Below are 19,607 nucleotides of genomic sequence, written 5' to 3'. Positions count from 1 at the left end.
CCATAGCCTTTGCGTCATGACGCGACGGATGTCACTCACTGTCGCGAGTGGGGGCTTTTGGGGATCTGGGGGGATCTGTTGCTCACGTCTGTCTTCATCGCTGCCGTTTCTCTGGCGCTCTTCTGGATGGCAGCCTTCACCTTGTGGTGGCAGATGCACGCGTGGCGTACGCCCGAAGTGCTGGCCTCCACCCGGTTCAGCAGTCCGGACGGCGGTGAGAGCCTGTCCTTCTCGCTGCTGCTGCCCGCGCGGCACGAGCAGGCCGTGCTCGACCACACGATCCAGCGGCTGCTGGAATCCAGCCACACCGACTTCGAGATCATCGTGATCGTCGGCCACGACGACCCCGAGACGACCGCGGTCGCCCGGGCCGCCGAGGAGCGCGACCCGCGCGTCCGTGTCGTCGTCGACACCCACGAGAAGAAGAACAAGCCCAAGGCCATGAACACGGCGCTGCCGCACTGCCGCGGCGACGTCGTCGGAGTCTTCGACGCCGAGGACCAGGTCCATCCGGAACTGCTCGCCCACGTCGACCACGCCTTCCGTACGACGGACGCGGACGTCGTCCAGGGCGGCGTCCAGCTCATCAACTTCCACTCCAGCTGGTACAGCCTGCGCAACTGCCTGGAGTACTTCTTCTGGTTCCGCTCCCGGCTCCATCTGCACGCGCAGAAGGGCTTCATCCCGCTCGGCGGCAACACCGTCTTCGTACGGACCAAGGTCCTGCGGAAAGCCGACGGATGGGACCCCAACTGCCTCGCCGAGGACTGCGACCTGGGGGTGCGGCTCTCCAGTGTCGGCAAGAAGGTCGTCGTCGCGTACGACTCCGACATGGTGACCCGGGAGGAGACCCCGGGCAGCCTGATGTCGCTGATGAAACAACGCACCCGGTGGAACCAGGGCTTCCTGCAGGTCTACCGGAAGAAGGACTGGAAGCAACTCCCGAACTTCGGCCAGCGGTTGCTCGCCCGCTACACGCTCATGACGCCGTACCTGCAGGCCGTCTCCGGCGTGGTCATCCCGCTCAACGTGGCCATCGCGCTCTTCCTCGACGTGCCGGTCGGCATCGCCTTCATCACGTTCCTGCCGGCCGTGACCGCTCTGGTCACCTTCGTCTTCGAGCTCGTCGGACTCCATGACTTCGGCAAGCAGTACGGGCTTCGAGTCCGCTTCATCCACTACCTGAAGCTCGTTGTCGGCGGTCCCTTCTACCAGGTGCTGCTGGCGGGCGCCGCCGTGCGTGCCGTGTGGCGCGAACAACGGGGGCGCAATGACTGGGAGTTGACCAGTCACGTCGGCGCGCATCTCCCCGAAGTGATCCGAGAGGACGTTCCTGCGTGACCTCCACCCTTCCCGCGGCGACCACACCCACGGTCCCCGCGCAGCGGCCTCGTGCGCCCAAAATCGTCCCCAACGCCCATCCGGTCCTGCGTTTTCGCAGCTCGCGCTCGGATCTGATCCTGTGTGCGGTGCTCCTCGCGGCGATCCTCGTCGTCCAGGGCTGGAACATCGCCGCCTATCCAACGCTCAGCGACGACGAGGGCACCTACCTCGCCCAGGCCTGGGCCGTCCAGCAGGGCAAGGGCCTGGCCCACTACACGTACTGGTACGACCATCCGCCGCTCGGCTGGATCCAGATAGCCGTGCTGACCTGGATCCCCGCGCACCTCGGCCCGTCCCTGATGACCGTCGGCTCGATGCGCCTCGCGATGCTGCTGATCAGCGCCATCAGTGCGGTCCTGGTGTACATCCTCGCCCGCCGCCTCTCGCTGCCGCGGTGGGCCGCCGGTCTCGCCATGGTGCTCTTCGGACTCTCGCCGCTGTCGGTCGTGCTCCAGCGCGAGATCTTCCTCGACAACATCGCGGTGATGTGGACGCTGCTGGCCTTCTGCCTGGCCGCGTCCCCCAGTCGCCATCTCTGGCATCACTTCGGGGCGGGCATCGCGGCCGCGGCCGCCGTGCTCACCAAGGAGACGATGCTCGTCATCCTGCCCGCGCTGATGGTCACCATGTGGCGGCACAGCCACCGCGACACCCGCAAGTTCGCCCTGACCGGCGCCGTCACCGCCTGCGCCCTGATCGGCCTGGCCTACCCGCTCTTCGCGCTGCTCAAGGGCGAGTTGTTCCCCGGCCCGGGGCATGTCTCGCTCTGGGACGGCATCACGTACCAGATGAGCCGCCCCGGCTCCGGCTTCATCCTCGACCGGGGCACCGGCTCCCACGGCGTCCTGCAGTCCTGGCTGTACTACGACCGCGTGCTGCCGCTCGGCGGCCTCGCGGGCGCCCTGCTGCTCCTCGTCACCTGGCGCTGGTCGGTGACCGCGCGCGCCCTGGCCGGACCCGCGCTCACCGTGGCGATCCTCGCCCTGGTGGCGCTGCGCCCGAGCGGCTATCTGCCCGCGATGTACGTCATCCAGGCCCTGCCCTTCCTCGCGCTCGTCCTCGCCGGGGGCACCGCGAGCGTCGCCCACGCCGTGCTGCGCAGGTGGCACAGCGACGAGGAGAAGACGTACGTCACCTGGGGGCGCCGCGGCCTTGCGGCCGTGCTCGTGGTGGCCGCCGGTGGCTATGTCGTGCCGCGCTGGTACGACGGTGACCACACCGCCGTGACCGCCGACGCCAACGCCCCCTACCGGGCGGCCTCCTCATGGCTGAAGACCGAGGTGAAGGACCCGAAGGACACCCGCGTCCTCGTCGACGACGCCCTCTGGCTCGACCTCGTCCACGACGGCTACCGGCCCGGGCTCGGCGTCATCTGGTTCTACAAGGCCGACCTCGACCCCGCCGTGACCAAGACGATGCCGCGCGGCTGGCGGGACCTCGACTACGTCGTGGCCTCCCCGACGGTACGCCGCGACGCGGTCGACCTGCCCAACGTCAAGGCGGCGATCGACCATTCGACGCCGGTGGCCACCTTCGGCAAGGGCGAGGACCGCATCGAGATCCGCCGCATCGAGACCGTGGGAGGCTCCCGATGAGTTACGAGTCCACTGTTCCCGAGGAGCTGGGCGACCCGGCCGTACGCGGTGCCGAGGTGCCCGAGCCGGGCGCCGTCACCATCGTCGTACCGACGTTCAACGAGTCCGCGAACGTACGGGAGCTGCTGCAGCAGATCACCGAGTCGGTGCCCGCGCGACTGCCCTGCGAGGTCGTCTTCGTCGACGACTCCACGGACGACACACCCGCGGTCATCCACGAAGCGGCGAAGGACTGCCCCTTCCCGGTCACCGTCCTGCACCGGGAGGAGCCGGTCGGCGGACTCGGCGGCGCGGTCGTCGAGGGGATGACGGCGGCCGGGTCCGACTGGATCGTCGTCATGGACGGCGACTGCCAGCATCCCCCGTCGCTGGTCCCGGAACTGGTCGCCACCGGTGAGCGGGCGAACGCCGGGCTCGTCGTCGCCAGCCGCTACATCAAGGGCGGCAGCCGCGCCGGACTCGCGGGCGGCTACCGCATCGCCGTCTCGCGCGGCGCGACCTGGCTGACCAAGACGCTCTTCCCGCGCAGGCTGCGCGGCATCAGCGACCCGATGAGCGGGTTCTTCGCGATCCGCCGCAGCGCGGTCACCGCGGAGGTCCTCCAGCCGCTCGGCTACAAGATCCTCCTCGAACTCGCCGTGCGCAGCCGCCCCCGTCGGGTCTCCGAGGTGCCCTTCATCTTCCAGGACCGGTTCGCCGGCGAGTCCAAGTCGACCGCGCAGGAGGGCTTCCGGTTCCTGCGCCACCTCGTCGGGCTGCGTACCGCCTCGCCGGTCGCCCGCATGGTGGTCTTCGGGCTGATCGGCGCCACCGGCTTCGTACCGAACCTGCTCGGTCTGTACGCGCTGACCGCCGCCGGACTGCACTACGTACCGGCCGAGATCCTCGCCAACCAGCTCGGGGTCGCCTGGAACTTCCTGCTCATCGAGCACCTTCTCTTCCGTGAGCGCCGAAAGCACCGGCACTGGTGGGACCGTGTCGGCCGGTTCGCGCTGCTCGCCAACGCCGATCTGGTGCTGCGCATCCCGTTGATCGCGCTCTTCGTCGACCGTTTCGGGATGGGCGCACTCTCCGCCACCGCACTGGCCCTGGTGACGACCTTCGTCCTGCGCTTCGCAGGGACCGAAGCGCTGGTCTATCTGCCGCGCCGCAACAGCAAGTCCGCGGGCGGGAGCCGCACAGCGAGGAGAGCCGCATGACACGTACGCACCATGTGGCACGACCACGGCGGAGAACCTCACTACTGGCCGTGGCGGGCCTCGCCGCCGGGATGCTGCTGATCTCGCCGCAGCCGGCGTCCGCCGCCAACCTGGTCAAGAACCCGGGCTTCGAGACGGACGGCACCGACGGCATGCCGTACTGCTGGGAGAAGTCCGGCTGGGGCGACAACGACTTCACCTTCTCCACCGTGGCCGACTCCCACTCCGGCTCCAGGGCCATGAAGGTCACGCTGACCCGCCGGGCCGACGGCGACCGCAAGGCGCTGATCACCGAGGACACCACCTGCGCGCCGGTGGTCACCGCGGGCAAGCAGTACGACCTCGGACTCTGGTACAAGACGACGACTTCCGACGCCGCCATCACGCTCTTCCGGCACGACACGACAGCCGGCTGGCAGTACTGGACCGACCTCAAGACGCTGGACATGGCGGGCAGTTATACCCAGGCGACCGTCCGGACCCCTGCCGTGCCGGCCGGCACGGACCGCATCACCTGGGGCGTCTCGGTCTACGGCACCGGCTCCGCCACCACCGACGACTACACGATGGAACAGGTCTCCGACCCGATCCCGCCGGCCACCTGCACCGGCACCGCCAAGGAGTGCGCCGACGGCAAGTGGACGGTACTGCCCACGCAGAACCCGGTCCGCTCCATGCACTCCGTCGTCCTCAACAACGGCAAGGTGCTGCTGATCGCGGGCTCCGGCAACAGCGAGGAGCAGTTCAACGCGGGCACGTTCACCAGCGCGGTCTACGACCCGGCCAACGGCACGTACAAGACGATCCCCACGCCCAAGGACATGTTCTGCGCGGGGCACGTCCAGCTCGCTGACGGCCGGGTGCTGGTGATGAGCGGCAACAAGGCGTTCCCGGTCGCGGGCGGGCACGGGTACGAGGGGTACAAGGACTCGTACATCTTCGACCCGGTCACCGAGACGTACAGCAAGACCAACGACCTGAACGACGGCCACTGGTATCCGTCGGCCACCGAGCTGGGCAACGGTGACATCATCTCGTTCGGCGGTCTGCGCGAGGACTCGTCCGGTTCGGTGACCGCCGAGCGCTGGTCGGCCGCGGAGCAGAAGTGGCTGCCGTTGTGGCAGGTCAACCAGACCTGGTCGTTCTGGGGCCTGTACCCGTCGATGATCCTGATGCAGGACGGGCGGCTCTTCTACTCGGGCAGCCATGTCTTCGGCAACGGCACCCCGGGCACGGGTTCGGCTATCTACGACTACGACGCCAACACGACGACCGCGGTCCCCGGACTGCAGAACAAGGACGAACGCGACCAGTCCGCGAGCGTGCTGCTGCCCCCGGCCCAGGACCAGAAGGTCCTGACGATCGGCGGCGGCAACATCGACTCCAACCCGGACGCCAATCGGCTGACCGACATCATCGACCTGAAGGCCGCCAACCCGACGTACACCGTCGGCCCGCAGATCCCGCAGGGCGCGGTGGACCTGGGCAACGGCAAGGTGGCCGAGACCGGCAACCAGGGCAAGATGTACGTCTCCGCCGTACTCCTGCCCGACGGCAAGGTCCTGGAGACGGGCGGCGGCCTGCACAACCGCGCCAACCCCGTCTACGAGGCGTCGATCTTCGACCCGGCGACCACCACCTTCGACCCGGTGGCCGCCGACCCGGAGGCCCGCGGCTACCACTCCTCAGCGTTCCTGCTGCCCGACGGCCGGGTGATGGCCACCGGCGACAACCCGGGCAACGGCACCTGGAACCACAACGTGTCCATCTACACCCCGCCCTACCTGCTCAAGGGCACCCGCCCGACGATCACTTCGGTGATCGACAACGAGTGGGTGTACGGCGACACCCAGCGCATCACCGTGGACCGGCCCATCGTCAAGGCCGAGCTCGTCCGCCCCGCCGCGGTGACGCACTCCTCGGACCCGAATCAGCGGTTCGTGGACCTGCCGCTGAGCGTGGACGGCAACAACGTCGACCTGAACGTGACGAGCAACCCCAACCTGGCGCCGCCCGGCTGGTACATGCTCTTCGCGGTCGACGCCAACGGCGTGCCGTCGGTCGCCAAGTGGGTGCACCTCCAGGGCCCGTCCGCGCTGGCCACGGACACCGCCTCGGCACACGTCCACTCCTTCGCCGACTCCCTCGAGGGGACGATCACGAAGGCGGGCAGGAAGCGGAGCTCGCAGAAGGTGAGCACCACGATCTCCGGCTGCGACCGCCACTACGGCACGATCAACGTCTGCGTACCGACGGTCTTCCCGGACGGCGTGAAGAAGACGACTGCCTCCCGCTGCTCCTGGCTGAAGAAGAACGACTACGGGCGGCTGAAGATCAACGGCAAGGACGATCCGCTGGGGCTCGACCCGAACAAGGACGGACTGGCCTGCGGAAAGGCTGATCTGAAGAGGCGCCGTTAGCTGTTCTCGTCAGCTCCGAACTCCGCGAGGGCGCGCTCCACGATGGTCTCCAGCCGGTCGTGGTGCGCGCCCTTCCAGTAGGCGCGCCCGCACTCCTCGCACCGCGCGAAGACGTCGTACGACCGGCGCGTGCCGCCTTCCAGCTGGTCGGCGACCTGGTCCTTGGTGGCCTCCTTGAGCAGGCCGTTGCACGCCGTGCAGCGCGTCCAGGGCTTCAGCTCGGGCGCGAACCGGGCCAGTACGTCACGGAGTTGGTCATCGGGCCGGGTGCTGTAGACGAAGGCGCCCGCCCACAGCTCGCGGCGGCGCAGCAGTCCGCGGTCGCGACTGAGCATCACGCGTCGCTCGGCCGCCGAACGGGCGGCGAGGGTCGGGTCGCCGATGTCCGTGGACTCGTACGCCGTGTCGACGCCGAGCAGGCGCAGGCGGCGGGCGAGCGTGCCGAGGTGGACGTCGAGGAGGAAGCGGAGCGGGGCCCCCGGGACCTGTTGCGGGCGCTCGACCGCACGGACCTCCACGGTCTCCCCGGCCGCCGGGATGTGCGCGAACGGCACCTCACGGCCGTCCACGACCAGGGCGCCGACCTCCGTCAGCGGGACGCCCAGCGACTCGATGACATGGCCGAGCGTGGAGGAGCCGTCGGTGCCGACCTGCGTGGCACCGGCGCGTCGCCCGTGCGGGACGAACAGCCCCAGTTCGGGGGCGAATTCGACGTGGATCTCCGGACCGTTCACATGGTCAGGATGTCATGTCGGGGGTGCCCGTGGCCTCCGGGTTTCCGGCGGCGGGCAGGGTCCGGGCCGCGGGGGTCAGGCCGTGTTCCAGGACGTCCACCGCGCGGTCGACGACATCGGCGAAGTCCTCCTGGTGGCCGCCCTCGGCCCAGTACAGAGAGGTCTCCATCAGGCCGCCGATCAGCGACATCGCGAAGACGCGTACTTCGAGACTCTCCGGGTCCCGGCCGACGCGCTCCCCGATGGCCCGGCACAGCAGGCGGCCGGTGACCGACATGCTCTCCATCATCCGGGAGCGCACCGCGGGGACCTCGACCATCAGCCGCGTCCGCAGCCGTGTCACCTCGGGCTCCTCGGTGTTCCCGAGGCCGATGGCCTTGCGCAACACGCACCGCAGGGAGTCGAACCACGGCTCGTCCGCGGGCCGCGCCCGCAGCTCCTGCTCGAGGATCGGGTCGTACTCGTCCATGAGGACGATGTCCTCCTTGGTTGGGAAGTAGCGGAACACCGTGGACGGGGAGACCTCGGCCGCCTCCGCGATCTGCTCGATGGTCGTCGCGTCGTACCCCTGCTCCTGGATCAGCGCGTACGTTGCGTCGCGGATCGCCGTCCGGGTCTTGATCCTCTTCCGCTCACGAAGTCCCAGCCGGGGACGATCGGCGGGGGTGGTGCTGCGCGCGTCCCTCATAAAGTCCATTGTCGGGCATCCGCCTGCGGGCTGACCACGGCCGCAGCCTGCGGCTGGGCGGCGTCGGTGCGCCGGGCGACGAAGCCCTTGCAATCCTGCAGATGATCGTCTCCATGCGCTGAAGGTGGTCATCCTCGAACGCATAGCGCCCGCGCTTGATCATGGTGATCGCGTAGGTGTGCGGGAGGAGTATGCAGTATCGATCAGTTCCGGTGGATCGGTGCTCTGCGGCGGACCGGCCGCCTTACGGTGAGCGACATGCAACATCGTTACCAGTACCGCGTCACACTGACGCCGGGCCAGCACACCCGCGCCGCCCGGGTGTTCGGGTGTAAGCGCGTGGTCTGGAACGATGCTCTGGCAGTCCAGAAGTCGCGCAAGGCGTCGAACAAGCTGCTGGGCAGTGTGAAGCACCGGATCGCCGAGGGGCCCTGGCACCGTATTCCGAAGAACGCAGAGCTGGGCAAGACGCTGATCACCCAGGCGAAGAAGACCCCCGGGCGGCCATTCCTGTCCGATGCCCCGGTCGGCGTGCTCCAGCAGACCCTCCGTGACCTGGACGCGGCGTGGCGGGCGCACGAGGACTCCAAGTCCGGCAAGCGGGCGGGCCCTCGCGTTGCTCCACCGAAGCTGAAGTCGAAGAAGGACCATCGGCAGACCGCCCGGTTCACCCGTTCCGACCGGTGGTCCATTGCCCAGGACGGCAAGCTGCGCCTGCCGAAGGTCGGTGAGGTGCGGGTGAAGTGGACCCGTGACCTGCCGTCCGAGCCCAGCTCGGTAACGCTGATCAAGGACCGGTGCGACCGGTACTGGGTGTCCTTCGTCGTGGAGACTGATCCGGCCGCCGACGTCTTTCCCCCGGTCGACGGAGACCAGGGCATCGACCTGGGCCTGAGTCGTTTCGCCGTGCTCGCCGACGGTTCGCACATCGCCTCGCCGAGGTATCTGCGCCGGGCGGAGAAGAAGCTGAAGAAGCGGCAGCGTGAGCTGTCGCGGAAGCAGAAGGGATCGAGGAATCGGGACAAGGCCCGGATCAAGGTCGCTCGCGCTCACGCCGCCGTGGCGGATGCGCGTCGGAACTTTCACCATCAGTGGTCCCACAAGCTGACGCGCGAAAACCAAGCCGTCTTTACGGAGACCCTGAGCCTGACAGGACTGGCGCGCACACGGCTGGCCAAGAGCGTGCACGATGCGGGCTGGGCCCAGTTCGTGACGTTCTGCGAGTACAAGGCGACCCGGCGAGGCCGGTCCTTCGGAAAGGTCGCCCGGTACTTCCCCAGCTCCCAGATGTGTTCCGCCTGCGGACACCGCGACGGCCCCAAGCCGTTGCACGTGAGGCAGTGGACATGCCCAAACTGCGGGGTCCAGCACGACCGGGACTGGAATGCCGGACGCAATGTCCGCCATGAAGGCCGCCGCATCCTCGCGGCGCAGCACCACCCACCCCAGGACCTGGGGCCCGCTGCTGGTAACGGTGGCGGTAAACGCCTGCAGAGCGCACGTAAGACCCGGCGGAGGCCAGGCAGCGCGCACAATCCCCACTCGCGTGGGGAGGAACCAGGAACCCACCCGAAGCGGGAGATCCCCACCCAGGGCGACCAGCCGCAGGTGGAGAATCCTTCGGCCTTCAGGTCGATGGAGGAGGTCAAATTGAGGATCGTCATGTCATCTTGAGTGACGGTGACCATGAAATGGAAGTAACTCTCAAAAGGGAGTTACTCCCAATTTTTCCCAGGCGTATGGGCCGACATGAAGAATGGCCGTGGTTCTCAGCCGCGGCCACTGAGAAGGAGTCGGTCGGAAAGACCCGGCGGGGAGCCGGGCCGCAGGTCACCCGTGCTGATAGGCCACCAGCGAGATTCCGACGTAGTGCACGACGAACGCCGCGAGGGTGAAGGAGTGGAAGACCTCATGGAAGCCGAACCAGCGCGGTGACGGGTTGGGGCGCTTGATCCCGTAGATCACGCCGCCCGCGCTGTAGAGCAGACCGCCGACGATCACCAGCACGAGGACGGCGATCCCGCCGGTGCGCATGAAGTCCGGGAGGAAGAAGACGGCCGCCCAGCCCATCGCGATGTAGCACGGGGTGTAGAGCCAGCGCGGGGCGCCGACCCAGAACACGCGGAAGATGATGCCGGCCGCCGCCGCGCCCCAGATGCCCCACAGGAGCCACTGCCCCTTGGCGCCCGGCAGTAGCAGCATCGTCAGGGGTGTGTAGGTGCCCGCGATGATCAGGAAGATGTTCGCGTGGTCGAGCCTGCGCAGCACGCCGTCCATGCGCGGGCCCCAGTTGCCGCGGTGGTAGAGCGCGCTCACTCCGAACAGCAGGCAGGCCGTGAGGGCGAAGATCCCGCAGGCGATGCGGCCGCGTGGCGAGTCCGCAAGAGCGGTGAGCACCAGGCCGGAGACGAGTGCGGCCGGAAACATGCCGAGATGCAGCCAGCCGCGGAGCTTGGGCTTGATCTCGTCCGGCAGGGACGGGTGCGGCAGGGGGCGCGCGAGGGAACCGAGGCCGGCGGCCGGTGGGTCCGTGGGCGCGTCGGGGACGGGCGCAGTCATGCGTCGAATCGTACCTACGGAACCGTAAGTTACGTATCGGTCCGGCGTAATGAGCCGCCAATAGTGGCCATGTTCTCACGCGGGTGGCGGGACTTCCCAGGGGTACCCAGGGTGAACCCGGGGTGTGTGGAGGGAAACCTTCCGGCGAGTGGCGATGCTCACGCCGCTCAGGTGTGACGTCCTCTGGACATATGCGCGGTTCAGTCGGATGATCAAATGAGTGCGGTCGGCACCGGATGAGCGCCAGAGGTTCACCACCGTGAAGCATCCGGGTCGCAGCCCCCACGGGGCCAACAACAAAACCCCTCATTTAGGAGCAATCGTGGCGCGCGACATCGCGGCTCCCACTACGGTCGTCCCCACCCATCACAAAGCACTGATCTCGTGGGTCAACGAGATCGCAGAACTGACCCAGCCGGACAGCGTGGTCTGGTGTGACGGATCCGAGGCCGAATACGAGCGACTGAGCGAGGAGCTCGTCCGCAAGGGCACCTTCAAGAAGCTCGACCCGATCAAGCGCCCCAATTCGTACTACGCCGCTTCCGACCCGACCGATGTCGCGCGGGTCGAGGACCGGACGTTCATCTGCTCCGAGAAGGAGGAGGACGCGGGCCCGACCAACCACTGGAAGGCCCCCGCCGAGATGCGGGAGATCTTCGCCGGTGAGCAGGGCGTCTTCCGTGGCTCGATGAAGGGCCGGACGATGTACGTCGTCCCGTTCTGCATGGGCCCGCTCGGCTCGGACCTGTCCGCGATAGGCGTCGAGATCACCGACTCCGCCTACGTCGCCGTGTCCATGCGCACGATGACGCGCATGGGTCAGCCGGTCCTCGACGAACTCGGCACCGACGGCTTCTTCGTGCGTGCTGTGCACACGCTCGGAGCGCCGCTGGCCGAGGGCGAGGCGGACGTGCCGTGGCCCTGCAACTCCACGAAGTACATCTCGCACTTCCCCGAGACGCGCGAGATCTGGTCGTACGGTTCGGGCTACGGCGGCAACGCCCTGCTGGGCAAGAAGTGCTACGCCCTGCGCATCGCCTCCGTCATGGCGCGCGACGAGGGCTGGCTGGCCGAGCACATGCTCATCCTGAAGCTGACGCCGCCGCAGGGTGAGTCCAAGTACGTCGCCGCCGCCTTCCCGAGCGCCTGCGGCAAGACGAACCTCGCCATGCTGGAGCCCACCATCTCCGGCTGGACGGTCGAGACGATCGGCGACGACATCGCGTGGATGCGGTTCGGCGAGGACGGGCAGCTGTACGCGATCAACCCCGAGGCCGGCTTCTTCGGCGTCGCGCCCGGCACCGGTGAGCACACCAACGCCAACGCGATGAAGACGCTGTGGGGCAACTCCGTCTTCACGAACGTCGCGCTGACCGACGACAACGACATCTGGTGGGAGGGCATGACGGAGGAGACTCCGGCGCACCTCACCGACTGGAAGGGCAATGACTGGACCCCCGAGTCCGGCACGCCCGCCGCGCACCCCAACGCCCGCTTCACCGTCCCCGCCTCGCAGTGCCCGATCATCGCGCCCGAGTGGGAGGACCCCAAGGGCGTGCCGATCTCGGCGATCCTCTTCGGCGGCCGCCGCGCCAGCGCGGTGCCGCTGGTGACGGAGTCCTTCGACTGGAACCACGGCGTCTTCCTCGGTGCGAACGTAGCCTCCGAGAAAACCGCCGCGGCCGAGGGCAAGGTCGGCGAGCTGCGCCGCGACCCGTTCGCCATGCTGCCGTTCTGCGGCTACAACATGGGCGACTACATGGGCCACTGGGTCGACGTCGCCAAGGACAAGGACCAGGCGAAGCTCCCGAAGATCTACTACGTGAACTGGTTCCGCAAGAACGACGCGGGCAAGTTCGTGTGGCCGGGCTTCGGTGAGAACAGCCGGGTCCTGAAGTGGATCGTCCAGCGCCTCGACGGCAAGGCCGAGGGCGTCGAGACGCCCATCGGCATCCTGCCGGCGAAGGGGGCCCTGGACACCAACGGTCTCGACCTCTCGGAGTCCGACCTCGACTTCCTGCTCACCGTCGACAAGGACGTGTGGCGCGAGGAGGCCGCGCTGGTTCCCGAGCACCTCAACACCTTCGGCGAGCACACGCCGAAGGAGCTGTGGGACGAGTACCGCGCGCTGGTACAGCGCTTGGGCTGACGCCCGCCGTCAAGCTCCGCGGCCGGTCCGGCTCCGCCCTGACCTGCGACGTCGTCAAGACCGGCCGCGGTGACGTCGATGCCGGGTTCTGTCGCCGGGGGTTGTTCGCGCAGTTCCCCGCGCCCCTTTTAGGGGCGCGGGGAACTGCGCGATCTTTTGGTGCGGGTCTGGGGGCGCAGCCCCCAGGTGCGGGACGGGTAGGGGCGAAGGGGGCGGAAAACCTCCGGCCCACCGCCGCGCGCGTCGAACGTAATCCTGCCCCCCACTTCCGTCATCACCTCTGCCGCGCACCGTATTTCGCGGGACACTCGGGACATCCTGCAACGAACCCCGAAATGAGGTGAGCGGGGTGCGCACACCGGTCAGCGACCCCATGAAGATCGGGCCGTACCGCATCGTGGGGCGGCTGGGCTCCGGCGGGATGGGATGGGTGTATCTCGGCCGTTCCCCGGCCGGACGCGAGGTCGCCGTGAAGGTGGTGCGGCCCGAGCTCGCGGCGGAGGGCGAGTTCAGAGAGCGCTTCGCGCGCGAGGTCGCGGCCGCGCGGGTGGTGAGCGGCGCGTACACCGCAGCCGTGATCGACGCCGACACCGAGGCCGAACTGCCGTGGCTGGCCACGATGTATGTGCCCGGACCCTCGCTCGCCGAGGCCGTTCGTACGGACGGACCGCTGCCCGAGCCGCAGGTGCGGCCGCTCGGCGCGGGCCTGGTCGAGGCGCTTCAGGCCATCCACGCCGCTCGCGTGGTGCACCGGGACCTGAAACCGGCGAATGTGCTCCTCGCCTCCGACGGGCCCCGCGTCATCGACTTCGGCATCTCCCGTGTCGACGGCGCCCCCGGACTCACTCAGGTGGGCGTCGTCGTCGGCACCCCGCCCTTCATGTCGCCCGAGCAGATCAAGGGCGCGCCTGTGGGCCCGCCGAGCGACGTCTTCTCCCTCGGCGGGGTGCTGGTCTACGCCCTGACGGGCCGCCCGCCGCACGGCAGCGGGGAGGCGGTGCGCTATCGGGTCGTCCTCGCCGAGCCCGAGCTCGACGGCGTACCCGCGTCCATGCGCGAGCTGATCGCGCACTGTCTGGCCAAGCGGCCCGAGGACCGGCCCCAACTCGGCGAGCTGTTGGCCGAGTTGCTGGAGCAGGCGCCGAAGTCCGCGTCCTGGCCGCCGCCCACCGTGGCGCACAGCATCAAGGCGCGCACCCGTGACCTGGCCGGCCGCCGCAAGCAGGGGACGAGTGTGTCCGTGCCCTCCTGTCTGCTGCTGCATGCCCAGGCGCTGCTGGACGCCGGGCTGACCGACGCGATGGTCGCCGAGGCGGTGGGCCGTGGCGACGCCTGAGTCCTTTCCCGGCCGCGGCCACGAGATCCTCGAAATAGGCACGCACTGGCGACAGTTGGTGCAGAACTGGGTGGCCCGGCGGAATTACCACACCGTGACCGACACCGTTTCCGTGTCCATGCAATTCGATCTCAAGGAAACGGGGCGAATGGTCACGGTGAGATTCATGACCACCAAACGGCTCCTTGTCGCTTTTGCGAGCGACGGCCATTATCTGCGTCAGGATCAACTGGCCGTCGCCGCGGCGGCGTCGAACGCATGGAATACCGAACAGTTGAATCCCATGCTGTCCGTGTGGGACGTACGGGGGCCGCGGCCCTGTCTCGCCGGTGTCTGCGATCTCCCGTTGACCTGCCGGATGACGCAAGCGGATTTCGATGCTTTGGCCAGTGATTGGGTGGAACGGGCGCGGCAGATGTTCACCCGCTGCCATCAGGTCTTCAAGTTGTAGAAGTGAAATCCGTCGTGTGCCCCAAACCCCTTCCGGGCGCACGCCGGTTGCCCCCACTATGGGCGAGTGCCTTTCAGGGCCACGGGGGTGTGCCTTTCAGGCCACGGGGGGTTGCCGATGCGGCGTTCGCTCTACTTCACCGTGCTTTTCGGCGTGCTGATCGTGCTGGCTCCCGCGGGGGCGACGGCGTCGGCCGACGAGGTGTGCGGCAAGGACTTCAAGGAGCGCCTCCAGTGCTGGTCCCGGTGGATCGACCAGGGGACCGTCCGGGTCACCCTGGACGAGGCGGTGGCGTTCGACGGCAGCGCGAAGGAGCGCAAGGACGTCGAGCAGACCCTGTGGGGCGACCGTGCCAAGCTCGTGGTCGAGGTACCGAAGGGCGGGCACACCGGAGCGGGTGGAACCGCGCTCCTCCTGCTGGCGAGGCCCGGCGCCCGTCTCGTCGATCCGGGCGCCACGATCGACTCGCTGACGCCCGAGGCCGTGAACGAGCTGGCGAGCCTCCCGGTCTGCGACCCCAAGAACTCCAACAATCCCAAGGACCTGTGCGCCCAGCTCGCCAAGGGTGCGCTGAACGGTCATGACCTGATCGCCCAGAGTCAGGCGACCGACCTCTCCAAGCAGCACGCGTACAGCATCGCCGACGGCCGAACGCCCGTTTCCAAGAGTCCGTCTCCCACAAAGTCCCCGTCGCCTCCGTCCCACGCCGGCTCCTCCGGCGCGGGCTGGGACACCACCACCCAGATCCTCGCCGTGCTCTGCGTCGTACTCGTCCTCCTCCTCACCGTCCTGCTGTTCCTGATCCGGCGGTCCTCCCAGGCGGTGGGCGCGCTGCCTCGCCGTGCCCTCGCCGCGCCCGGCGTGGGCGCCGTGCCCGCGACCGCCCGCGCCCGGACACACGACGAGACCACCACCCGCCTCCGAGTCACGCCGACGCCCAAGTACGGGCGGCGGGTCGGGAACGTGCCGGGCCCCGCCAGGTCCGCCGTCGTCCGCACCGAACTGCATCCGCAGGGCTATGTCGAGCTGGACCGCGTGCTGTACCGGGCGGTGTGGGCCGAACCCGGGCGGCCGCCGCCCGCTCCCGGCGGACTCGTCGACGTCACCGACGCGCGGGAGCGGGACTCCGACGTCCTGTACGCGTTCCCGCCGACCACCGGACGGCACGCCAAAGGCGCCCGGACCTGAGAACGACGGCGCCCTGATGACAACGGCGCCCGGACCTGAGAACGACGGCGCCCGGACCCGAGAACAACGGCACCCGGCCCGAGACCAGGAGAAACAGAGATGCACAGCGAATACCCGCCCACGCTGCCGGCGGAGTACGCCGACATCGAGTTCGAGAACAACGCGCAGCGCCTGCCGCTGGTGCTCTGTCTCGACACCTCGAGCTCCATGGCGGGACAGCCGATCCAGACGCTCAACAACGCGCTCATGGAGTGGACCCGGGAGCTGCACGACGACGTCAGCCTCAGCTACAGCGTCGAGGTCGCCGTGGTCACCTTCGGCGGTCAGGGCGTCGCCGCCTGGCGTGGTCCCCAACTCCTCGCCCCGCGCGCCCCGGTGAGCCCCTTCGTGCCCGCGCACATGTTCCGGCCGCCGCAGCTCACCGCGGCCGGGGTGACCCTGATGACGGAGGCGCTGGAGCTGTCGATGCACATCGTCGCGGCCCGTAAGGCCGAGCTGCGCGCCTCCGGACTCCAGTACTACCGGCCGCAGATCTGCCTGGTCACCGACGGACTGCCCACGGACGGGACGGGCCATCTCACCGACTCCTGGCACCGGTTGATCCCGGTCCTGGCCGAGGAGCAGCGCGCCCGCCGCTTCCGGCTGTACGCGATAGGGGTCGGCGGCATCACCGACATGGGCGAGCAGGTGCTCCAGGCGTTCGCGCCGAAGTTCAACGCCCGTCTGCAGGGATTCCCCTTCCGCGAGCTGCTCCAGATGATGTCCGCCAGCGCCAACGCCGAGCAGAAGGGCGCGGGCGACGAGGTCTTCGAGAAGATCTTCAGCCAGTTCAAGACGCAACGCCCAGCCTGGGAATCCTGATGACCGCGTACGAATCCGGTCTCACGACCGGATACGAGTCCTGGCTCACGACCGGATGGGAATCCTGACCGATGACCGGAGTCGACGAGCGTGAGTCGCGGTGGCGGATCCACGGCATGAGCGTCGAGGGCTACCGCCACCGCCGCCAGGGACTGCCCTGCCAGGACGCGTGCGCGTACACGGTGTCGTCGTCCGTGGCGGTGCTCGCGGTCGCGGACGGCGCGGGCAGCAGGCCGCGCTCCGAGGAAGGGTCGCGGCTCGCCGTAGAACTGGCCGCGGAGCAGTTCGCGCGCCGGGCGGCCGCGGCGACGGACTGCCATCCCGGGGAGGCCGTGCACGAGTTGCTCGAAGACGCCTTCCACGACGTCAGCAAGATGTTCCTGGACGCCACCGGCGCCGACGCCGCGGACTTCGCGACCACCCTCACCGTCGTGGTGCTCGCGCCCGGCTGGCTGGGGCATCTCACCGTGGGCGACGGATTCGTCGTCCTGCGCGCCGGCACGGAGGACGGGGAGCGCCAGTTCCATCTGCTGCCGCAGGCGATGGCGGCCAGCGAGTACAGCAACGAGACGGTCTTCCTCACCTCGCCGGACGCGGCCCGCTGGGTGCACACCGACTGCGTGTCCGACGACGGGGTCGACGGGGTGCTGCTGTCCACCGACGGACTCGTGCAGGCCGCGCTCAACCGCTCCGGCGGCGGCGCGCTGTCCCCGAACACGTCCTTCGTCGACGCCGTGTTCCGCTCCCTCGACACCGTGACCGACAACACCCACGAGGGTCTCGCGACCCTGCTGAGGTCGGACCGGCTCACCGCCCTGAACGCCGACGACAAGACCCTGCTGCGGGCCGTGCTCAAGGCGCGGCCATGAGCGGCCTCACGGTGTTCCTGGACGGGAAGCCCGTCACCCTCGCGGAGCTGCCGCTCAAGGGCGGCGGCCAGGCGGCCGTCTTCCCGGTCGTCGGCGACGACGGGATCGTCGTCAAGCTCTACCGCGAACCGCCGGGCCTGGACCAGGAGCGCCGGCTGATGCGGATGCTGACCATGTCCCCGCTCGCCGCCCGCCCCACCGACGTGTCCCAGCCGCCCGAACTGGCCTGGCCGACCGCACTGGCCCGCGGCCCCCAGGGCGAGTTCCTCGGCTACGCCATGCGCCGCTTCGGCGAGCCCCAGCACGTCCAGCTGATCGGCCTGTTCACCCGAGCCCAGCGCCTCAAGCTCTTCCCCGACCGGGCCGACTGGCGCTTTCTGCTCGGCGTCGCCTGGAACCTCGCCTTCATGACCGCCCGCATGCACTACGACAACCTCGTCATCGGCGACTTCTCCAGCAGCAACGTGGTGGTCGACGCCAACGGCTTCGTCACCTTCCTCGACTGCGACTCCATCGCCTTCAACGATCCGGTGACCGGGGAACTCTTCCCCTGTCTGATGCACACCACCGACTACTCGTCCCCCGAGCGCCAAGCGGGTGGCCCCGCCACCCGCGCCACCGACGACTTCGCCCTCGCGGTCCTCGTCTACCAGCTGCTGACCGCAGGCAACCACCCCTTCGGCGGCGTCCCGCACGACAGCGCCTCCGAGTCGACCGTCAAGGACAACATCGCTGCCAGCTGCTCCTACGTCGTACGCCCCGAGCTGGTCGTCATCCCACGCGGCACCATCGACCCCTCCGTGCTGCCCCCCGAACTCCTCACCCTGGCCCGCGCCGCCTTCGGCCCCGGCGTGCACGCCCCCGCGGCCCGCCCCCCGGCGGAGGCCTGGCTGCGCGCCCTGGACAAGGAGCGTTCCCTCGTACGGGTCTGCCAGAACCGCCCGCTGCACATGTACGGCTCCCATCTCACGTCCTGCCCGTGGTGCACACGGGCGGCGGTGACGGGCCACGACGTGTTCAACGGGCCGGTGCCGGTCCCGCTGCCGGACGCGCCGGGGCAGCAGGAGCAGACGGGCGGAGCCTGGGGCAAGGCGCTGAAGATCGCCCTGCTGATCGCGGTGGTGGTGATCCTCGTCGTCATCGCCACGCACGGGGGATGAGCCGTTACTACGAGCGCCCCCGGTCCTCCAGATAGCGCGTGTGCGACTCCTGCCGCCGCGCCTCCGTCTCCCGCAGCGAAGCCGCCAGCCGGTCCGACTCCTCGTGCAGCAGGGTGAGTTGGCGCTCCAGATGGCGCTCCGGCGGTTCGCTGCCGGGGGGCAGCCGGGTCCACCACCTCGTCCGTACGAAGGTGTCGACTGCCTCGGGAATGTCCTGCCGCACAGCACGGGACAGTGTGTGCACGCCCTCCGGGTCCTGGGCGAGGACCTCGGAGACCCAGCCGGGGTCCAGCAGCGCGGCCAGGAGTTCCGTCCACTCGGTGAGCCGGCCGGCCGCGGCCGGTGGCAGCTCGACCCCGTCCAGGTACTCCCGCAGCTCGCCGAAGTCGCGGCGCAGCTCGTCGAGTTGGGCCGACGGGTCCGGGAAGTCCGGGAGCGGCGGGCGCTCCGGCGGGGCGATCAGGGCGCCCGCGCCGTACAGACCGGCGACGACGACGGGCCAGTACGGACCCGCGACCCCGCTGAAGGTCAGCGCCAGGCCGACGAGCCCGCAGGCGCTGCCGGTGAGGTTCTTGCGGGACTCGAGGAAGCCGATAAACTTATTGGTAGCCACGGATCTCCTCGAAGGCGCCGTCGAGCGAACCCTTCCGGGCGTCGAAGAGCCGGCCGCCGGTCAGGTCGGCGATGTGCTGGAGCTCGCCGCGGTCGGAGTCGCCGAACAGGATCGGGAAGACGGGGGTCCCCGAGACGACCTTCTTCGCCACCTCCGGGCGAAGGTGCAGGTAGTCGTTGGAGGACAGCCAGATTGCGTCGTACGAGCTGTCCGCCTTGCCCTGCGCGAGCAGGTCCACGGCGGCGAGGGTGGCGAGTCCGCCTGCGGCGAGTACGTGGGCCGCGCTGCGATGGGCCGCCACGACAAGGGGCGAGTAGAAGGGCCGGGGGAGGGGCTGCCGTACGTGGTACTTGTCGGCGAGCTCGTCGGCCGGCGCCTGGCTGGACGGGAAGGCGAAGTCGT

General features: G+C 69.0%; 17 protein-coding genes. 12 read left to right on the top strand and 5 right to left on the bottom strand.

The genetic code is table 11. The features are described 5' to 3' along the window. The first annotated feature begins 78 nt into the window (after positions 1–78). The 4 genes from ACIBK0_RS35995 to ACIBK0_RS35980 are packed head-to-tail and all read left to right on the top strand — an operon-like array spanning position 79 to position 6,597. Positions 79–1,341, top strand: a complete 1,263-nt coding sequence (locus tag ACIBK0_RS35995) for a glycosyltransferase (protein ID WP_399089101.1) — start codon at positions 79–81, stop codon at positions 1,339–1,341. Then, the gene (locus ACIBK0_RS35990; protein ID WP_399089099.1) at positions 1,338–2,978 is read left to right on the top strand and encodes an ArnT family glycosyltransferase; all 1,641 of its coding nucleotides are present in this window, start codon (positions 1,338–1,340) and stop codon (positions 2,976–2,978) included. The genes ACIBK0_RS35995 and ACIBK0_RS35990 overlap by 4 nt, the downstream gene beginning before the upstream one ends. Then, positions 2,975–4,177, top strand: coding sequence for a glycosyltransferase (locus tag ACIBK0_RS35985; protein WP_399089097.1), 1,203 nt, complete (start codon positions 2,975–2,977; stop codon positions 4,175–4,177). The genes ACIBK0_RS35990 and ACIBK0_RS35985 overlap by 4 nt, the downstream gene beginning before the upstream one ends. Further along, complete coding sequence (locus ACIBK0_RS35980; RefSeq protein ID WP_399089095.1) at positions 4,174–6,597, top strand: galactose oxidase-like domain-containing protein; 2,424 nt, start codon at positions 4,174–4,176, stop codon at positions 6,595–6,597. Before ACIBK0_RS35985 ends, ACIBK0_RS35980 begins: the two co-directional genes overlap by 4 nt. Here ACIBK0_RS35980 and ACIBK0_RS35975 read toward each other — a convergent pair. Both ACIBK0_RS35975 and ACIBK0_RS35970 read right to left on the bottom strand, forming a co-directional pair. Next, positions 6,594–7,331 (bottom strand): Mut7-C RNAse domain-containing protein, encoded by a 738-nt coding sequence (locus tag ACIBK0_RS35975; protein ID WP_399089093.1) that lies wholly within the window; start codon positions 7,329–7,331, stop codon positions 6,594–6,596. The two genes, ACIBK0_RS35980 and ACIBK0_RS35975, sit on opposite strands and share 4 nt — an antisense overlap. A 4-nt stretch (positions 7,332–7,335) precedes the next feature. Beyond that, positions 7,336–8,019, bottom strand: coding sequence for a TetR/AcrR family transcriptional regulator (locus ACIBK0_RS35970; RefSeq protein WP_399089091.1), 684 nt, complete (start codon positions 8,017–8,019; stop codon positions 7,336–7,338). A 258-nt stretch (positions 8,020–8,277) separates the two neighbouring features. Between ACIBK0_RS35970 and ACIBK0_RS35965 the strand changes: the two genes are divergently transcribed. Then, positions 8,278–9,693 carry an RNA-guided endonuclease InsQ/TnpB family protein gene (locus tag ACIBK0_RS35965; protein ID WP_399089089.1) on the top strand — a complete coding sequence of 472 codons (1,416 nt, stop codon included), beginning with the start codon at positions 8,278–8,280 and terminating at the stop codon, positions 9,691–9,693. 156 nt (positions 9,694–9,849) lie between these two features. Here the strand turns inward: ACIBK0_RS35965 and ACIBK0_RS35960 are convergent, their stop codons facing one another. Then, positions 9,850–10,578 carry a hemolysin III family protein gene (locus ACIBK0_RS35960; protein ID WP_399089087.1) on the bottom strand — a complete coding sequence of 243 codons (729 nt, stop codon included), beginning with the start codon at positions 10,576–10,578 and terminating at the stop codon, positions 9,850–9,852. 322 nt (positions 10,579–10,900) lie between these two features. Here ACIBK0_RS35960 and ACIBK0_RS35955 point away from each other — a divergent pair, with 322 nt between their 5' ends. The 7 genes from ACIBK0_RS35955 (at position 10,901) to ACIBK0_RS35925 (ending at position 18,592) form a co-directional block, all read left to right on the top strand. Beyond that, entirely contained in the window at positions 10,901–12,727 is a 1,827-nt protein-coding gene (locus ACIBK0_RS35955) for a phosphoenolpyruvate carboxykinase (GTP) (RefSeq protein WP_399089085.1), read from the top strand. A gap of 349 nt (positions 12,728–13,076) precedes the next feature. Further along, a complete protein-coding gene (locus ACIBK0_RS35950; RefSeq protein WP_399089083.1) occupies positions 13,077–14,063 on the top strand; it encodes a serine/threonine-protein kinase in 987 nt (328 codons plus the stop codon). Beyond that, positions 14,050–14,514, top strand: coding sequence for a hypothetical protein (locus tag ACIBK0_RS35945; protein WP_399089081.1), 465 nt, complete (start codon positions 14,050–14,052; stop codon positions 14,512–14,514). Before ACIBK0_RS35950 ends, ACIBK0_RS35945 begins: the two co-directional genes overlap by 14 nt. 117 nt (positions 14,515–14,631) lie before the next feature. Beyond that, positions 14,632–15,702 (top strand): hypothetical protein, encoded by a 1,071-nt coding sequence (locus ACIBK0_RS35940; RefSeq protein WP_399089079.1) that lies wholly within the window; start codon positions 14,632–14,634, stop codon positions 15,700–15,702. Positions 15,703–15,801: 99 nt separating this feature from the next. Then, complete coding sequence (locus tag ACIBK0_RS35935; RefSeq protein ID WP_399089077.1) at positions 15,802–16,563, top strand: hypothetical protein; 762 nt, start codon at positions 15,802–15,804, stop codon at positions 16,561–16,563. A 71-nt stretch (positions 16,564–16,634) separates the two neighbouring features. Continuing rightward, positions 16,635–17,432 (top strand): PP2C family serine/threonine-protein phosphatase, encoded by a 798-nt coding sequence (locus ACIBK0_RS35930; protein WP_399089075.1) that lies wholly within the window; start codon positions 16,635–16,637, stop codon positions 17,430–17,432. Then, positions 17,429–18,592, top strand: a complete 1,164-nt coding sequence (locus ACIBK0_RS35925; RefSeq protein ID WP_399089073.1) for a hypothetical protein — start codon at positions 17,429–17,431, stop codon at positions 18,590–18,592. Before ACIBK0_RS35930 ends, ACIBK0_RS35925 begins: the two co-directional genes overlap by 4 nt. A 7-nt stretch (positions 18,593–18,599) precedes the next feature. Here the strand turns inward: ACIBK0_RS35925 and ACIBK0_RS35920 are convergent, their stop codons facing one another. Together ACIBK0_RS35920 and ACIBK0_RS35915 are read right to left on the bottom strand one after the other, a co-directional pair. Beyond that, complete coding sequence (locus ACIBK0_RS35920; RefSeq protein WP_399089071.1) at positions 18,600–19,205, bottom strand: hypothetical protein; 606 nt, start codon at positions 19,203–19,205, stop codon at positions 18,600–18,602. Further along, on the bottom strand, positions 19,192–19,506 hold the full coding sequence (locus tag ACIBK0_RS35915; RefSeq protein ID WP_399089269.1) for a hypothetical protein: 315 nt from the start codon (positions 19,504–19,506) through the stop codon (positions 19,192–19,194). Before ACIBK0_RS35915 ends, ACIBK0_RS35920 begins: the two co-directional genes overlap by 14 nt. Between the last annotated feature and the right edge of the window lie 101 nt (positions 19,507–19,607).

The sequence above is a fragment of the Streptomyces sp. NPDC050564 genome (assembly GCF_044457265.1).
GTDB lineage: Bacteria > Actinomycetota > Actinomycetes > Streptomycetales > Streptomycetaceae > Streptomyces.
This window is presented reverse-complemented; position numbering and strand designations above follow the sequence as displayed.

Excerpts from the sequence above, each read along its gene's own strand:
- ACIBK0_RS35965 (WP_399089089.1), top strand. The coding sequence starts at position 8,278 with ATGCAACATCGTTACCAGTACCGCGTCACACTGACGCCGGGCCAGCAC.
- ACIBK0_RS35935 (WP_399089077.1), top strand. The coding sequence starts at position 15,802 with ATGCACAGCGAATACCCGCCCACGCTGCCGGCGGAGTACGCCGACATC.
- ACIBK0_RS35930 (WP_399089075.1), top strand. The coding sequence starts at position 16,635 with ATGACCGGAGTCGACGAGCGTGAGTCGCGGTGGCGGATCCACGGCATG.
- ACIBK0_RS35980 (WP_399089095.1), top strand. The coding sequence starts at position 4,174 with ATGACACGTACGCACCATGTGGCACGACCACGGCGGAGAACCTCACTA.
- ACIBK0_RS35925 (WP_399089073.1), top strand. The coding sequence starts at position 17,429 with ATGAGCGGCCTCACGGTGTTCCTGGACGGGAAGCCCGTCACCCTCGCG.
- ACIBK0_RS35960 (WP_399089087.1), bottom strand. The coding sequence starts at position 10,578 with ATGACTGCGCCCGTCCCCGACGCGCCCACGGACCCACCGGCCGCCGGC.
- ACIBK0_RS35940 (WP_399089079.1), top strand. The coding sequence starts at position 14,632 with ATGCGGCGTTCGCTCTACTTCACCGTGCTTTTCGGCGTGCTGATCGTG.
- ACIBK0_RS35985 (WP_399089097.1), top strand. The coding sequence starts at position 2,975 with ATGAGTTACGAGTCCACTGTTCCCGAGGAGCTGGGCGACCCGGCCGTA.
- ACIBK0_RS35970 (WP_399089091.1), bottom strand. The coding sequence starts at position 8,019 with ATGAGGGACGCGCGCAGCACCACCCCCGCCGATCGTCCCCGGCTGGGA.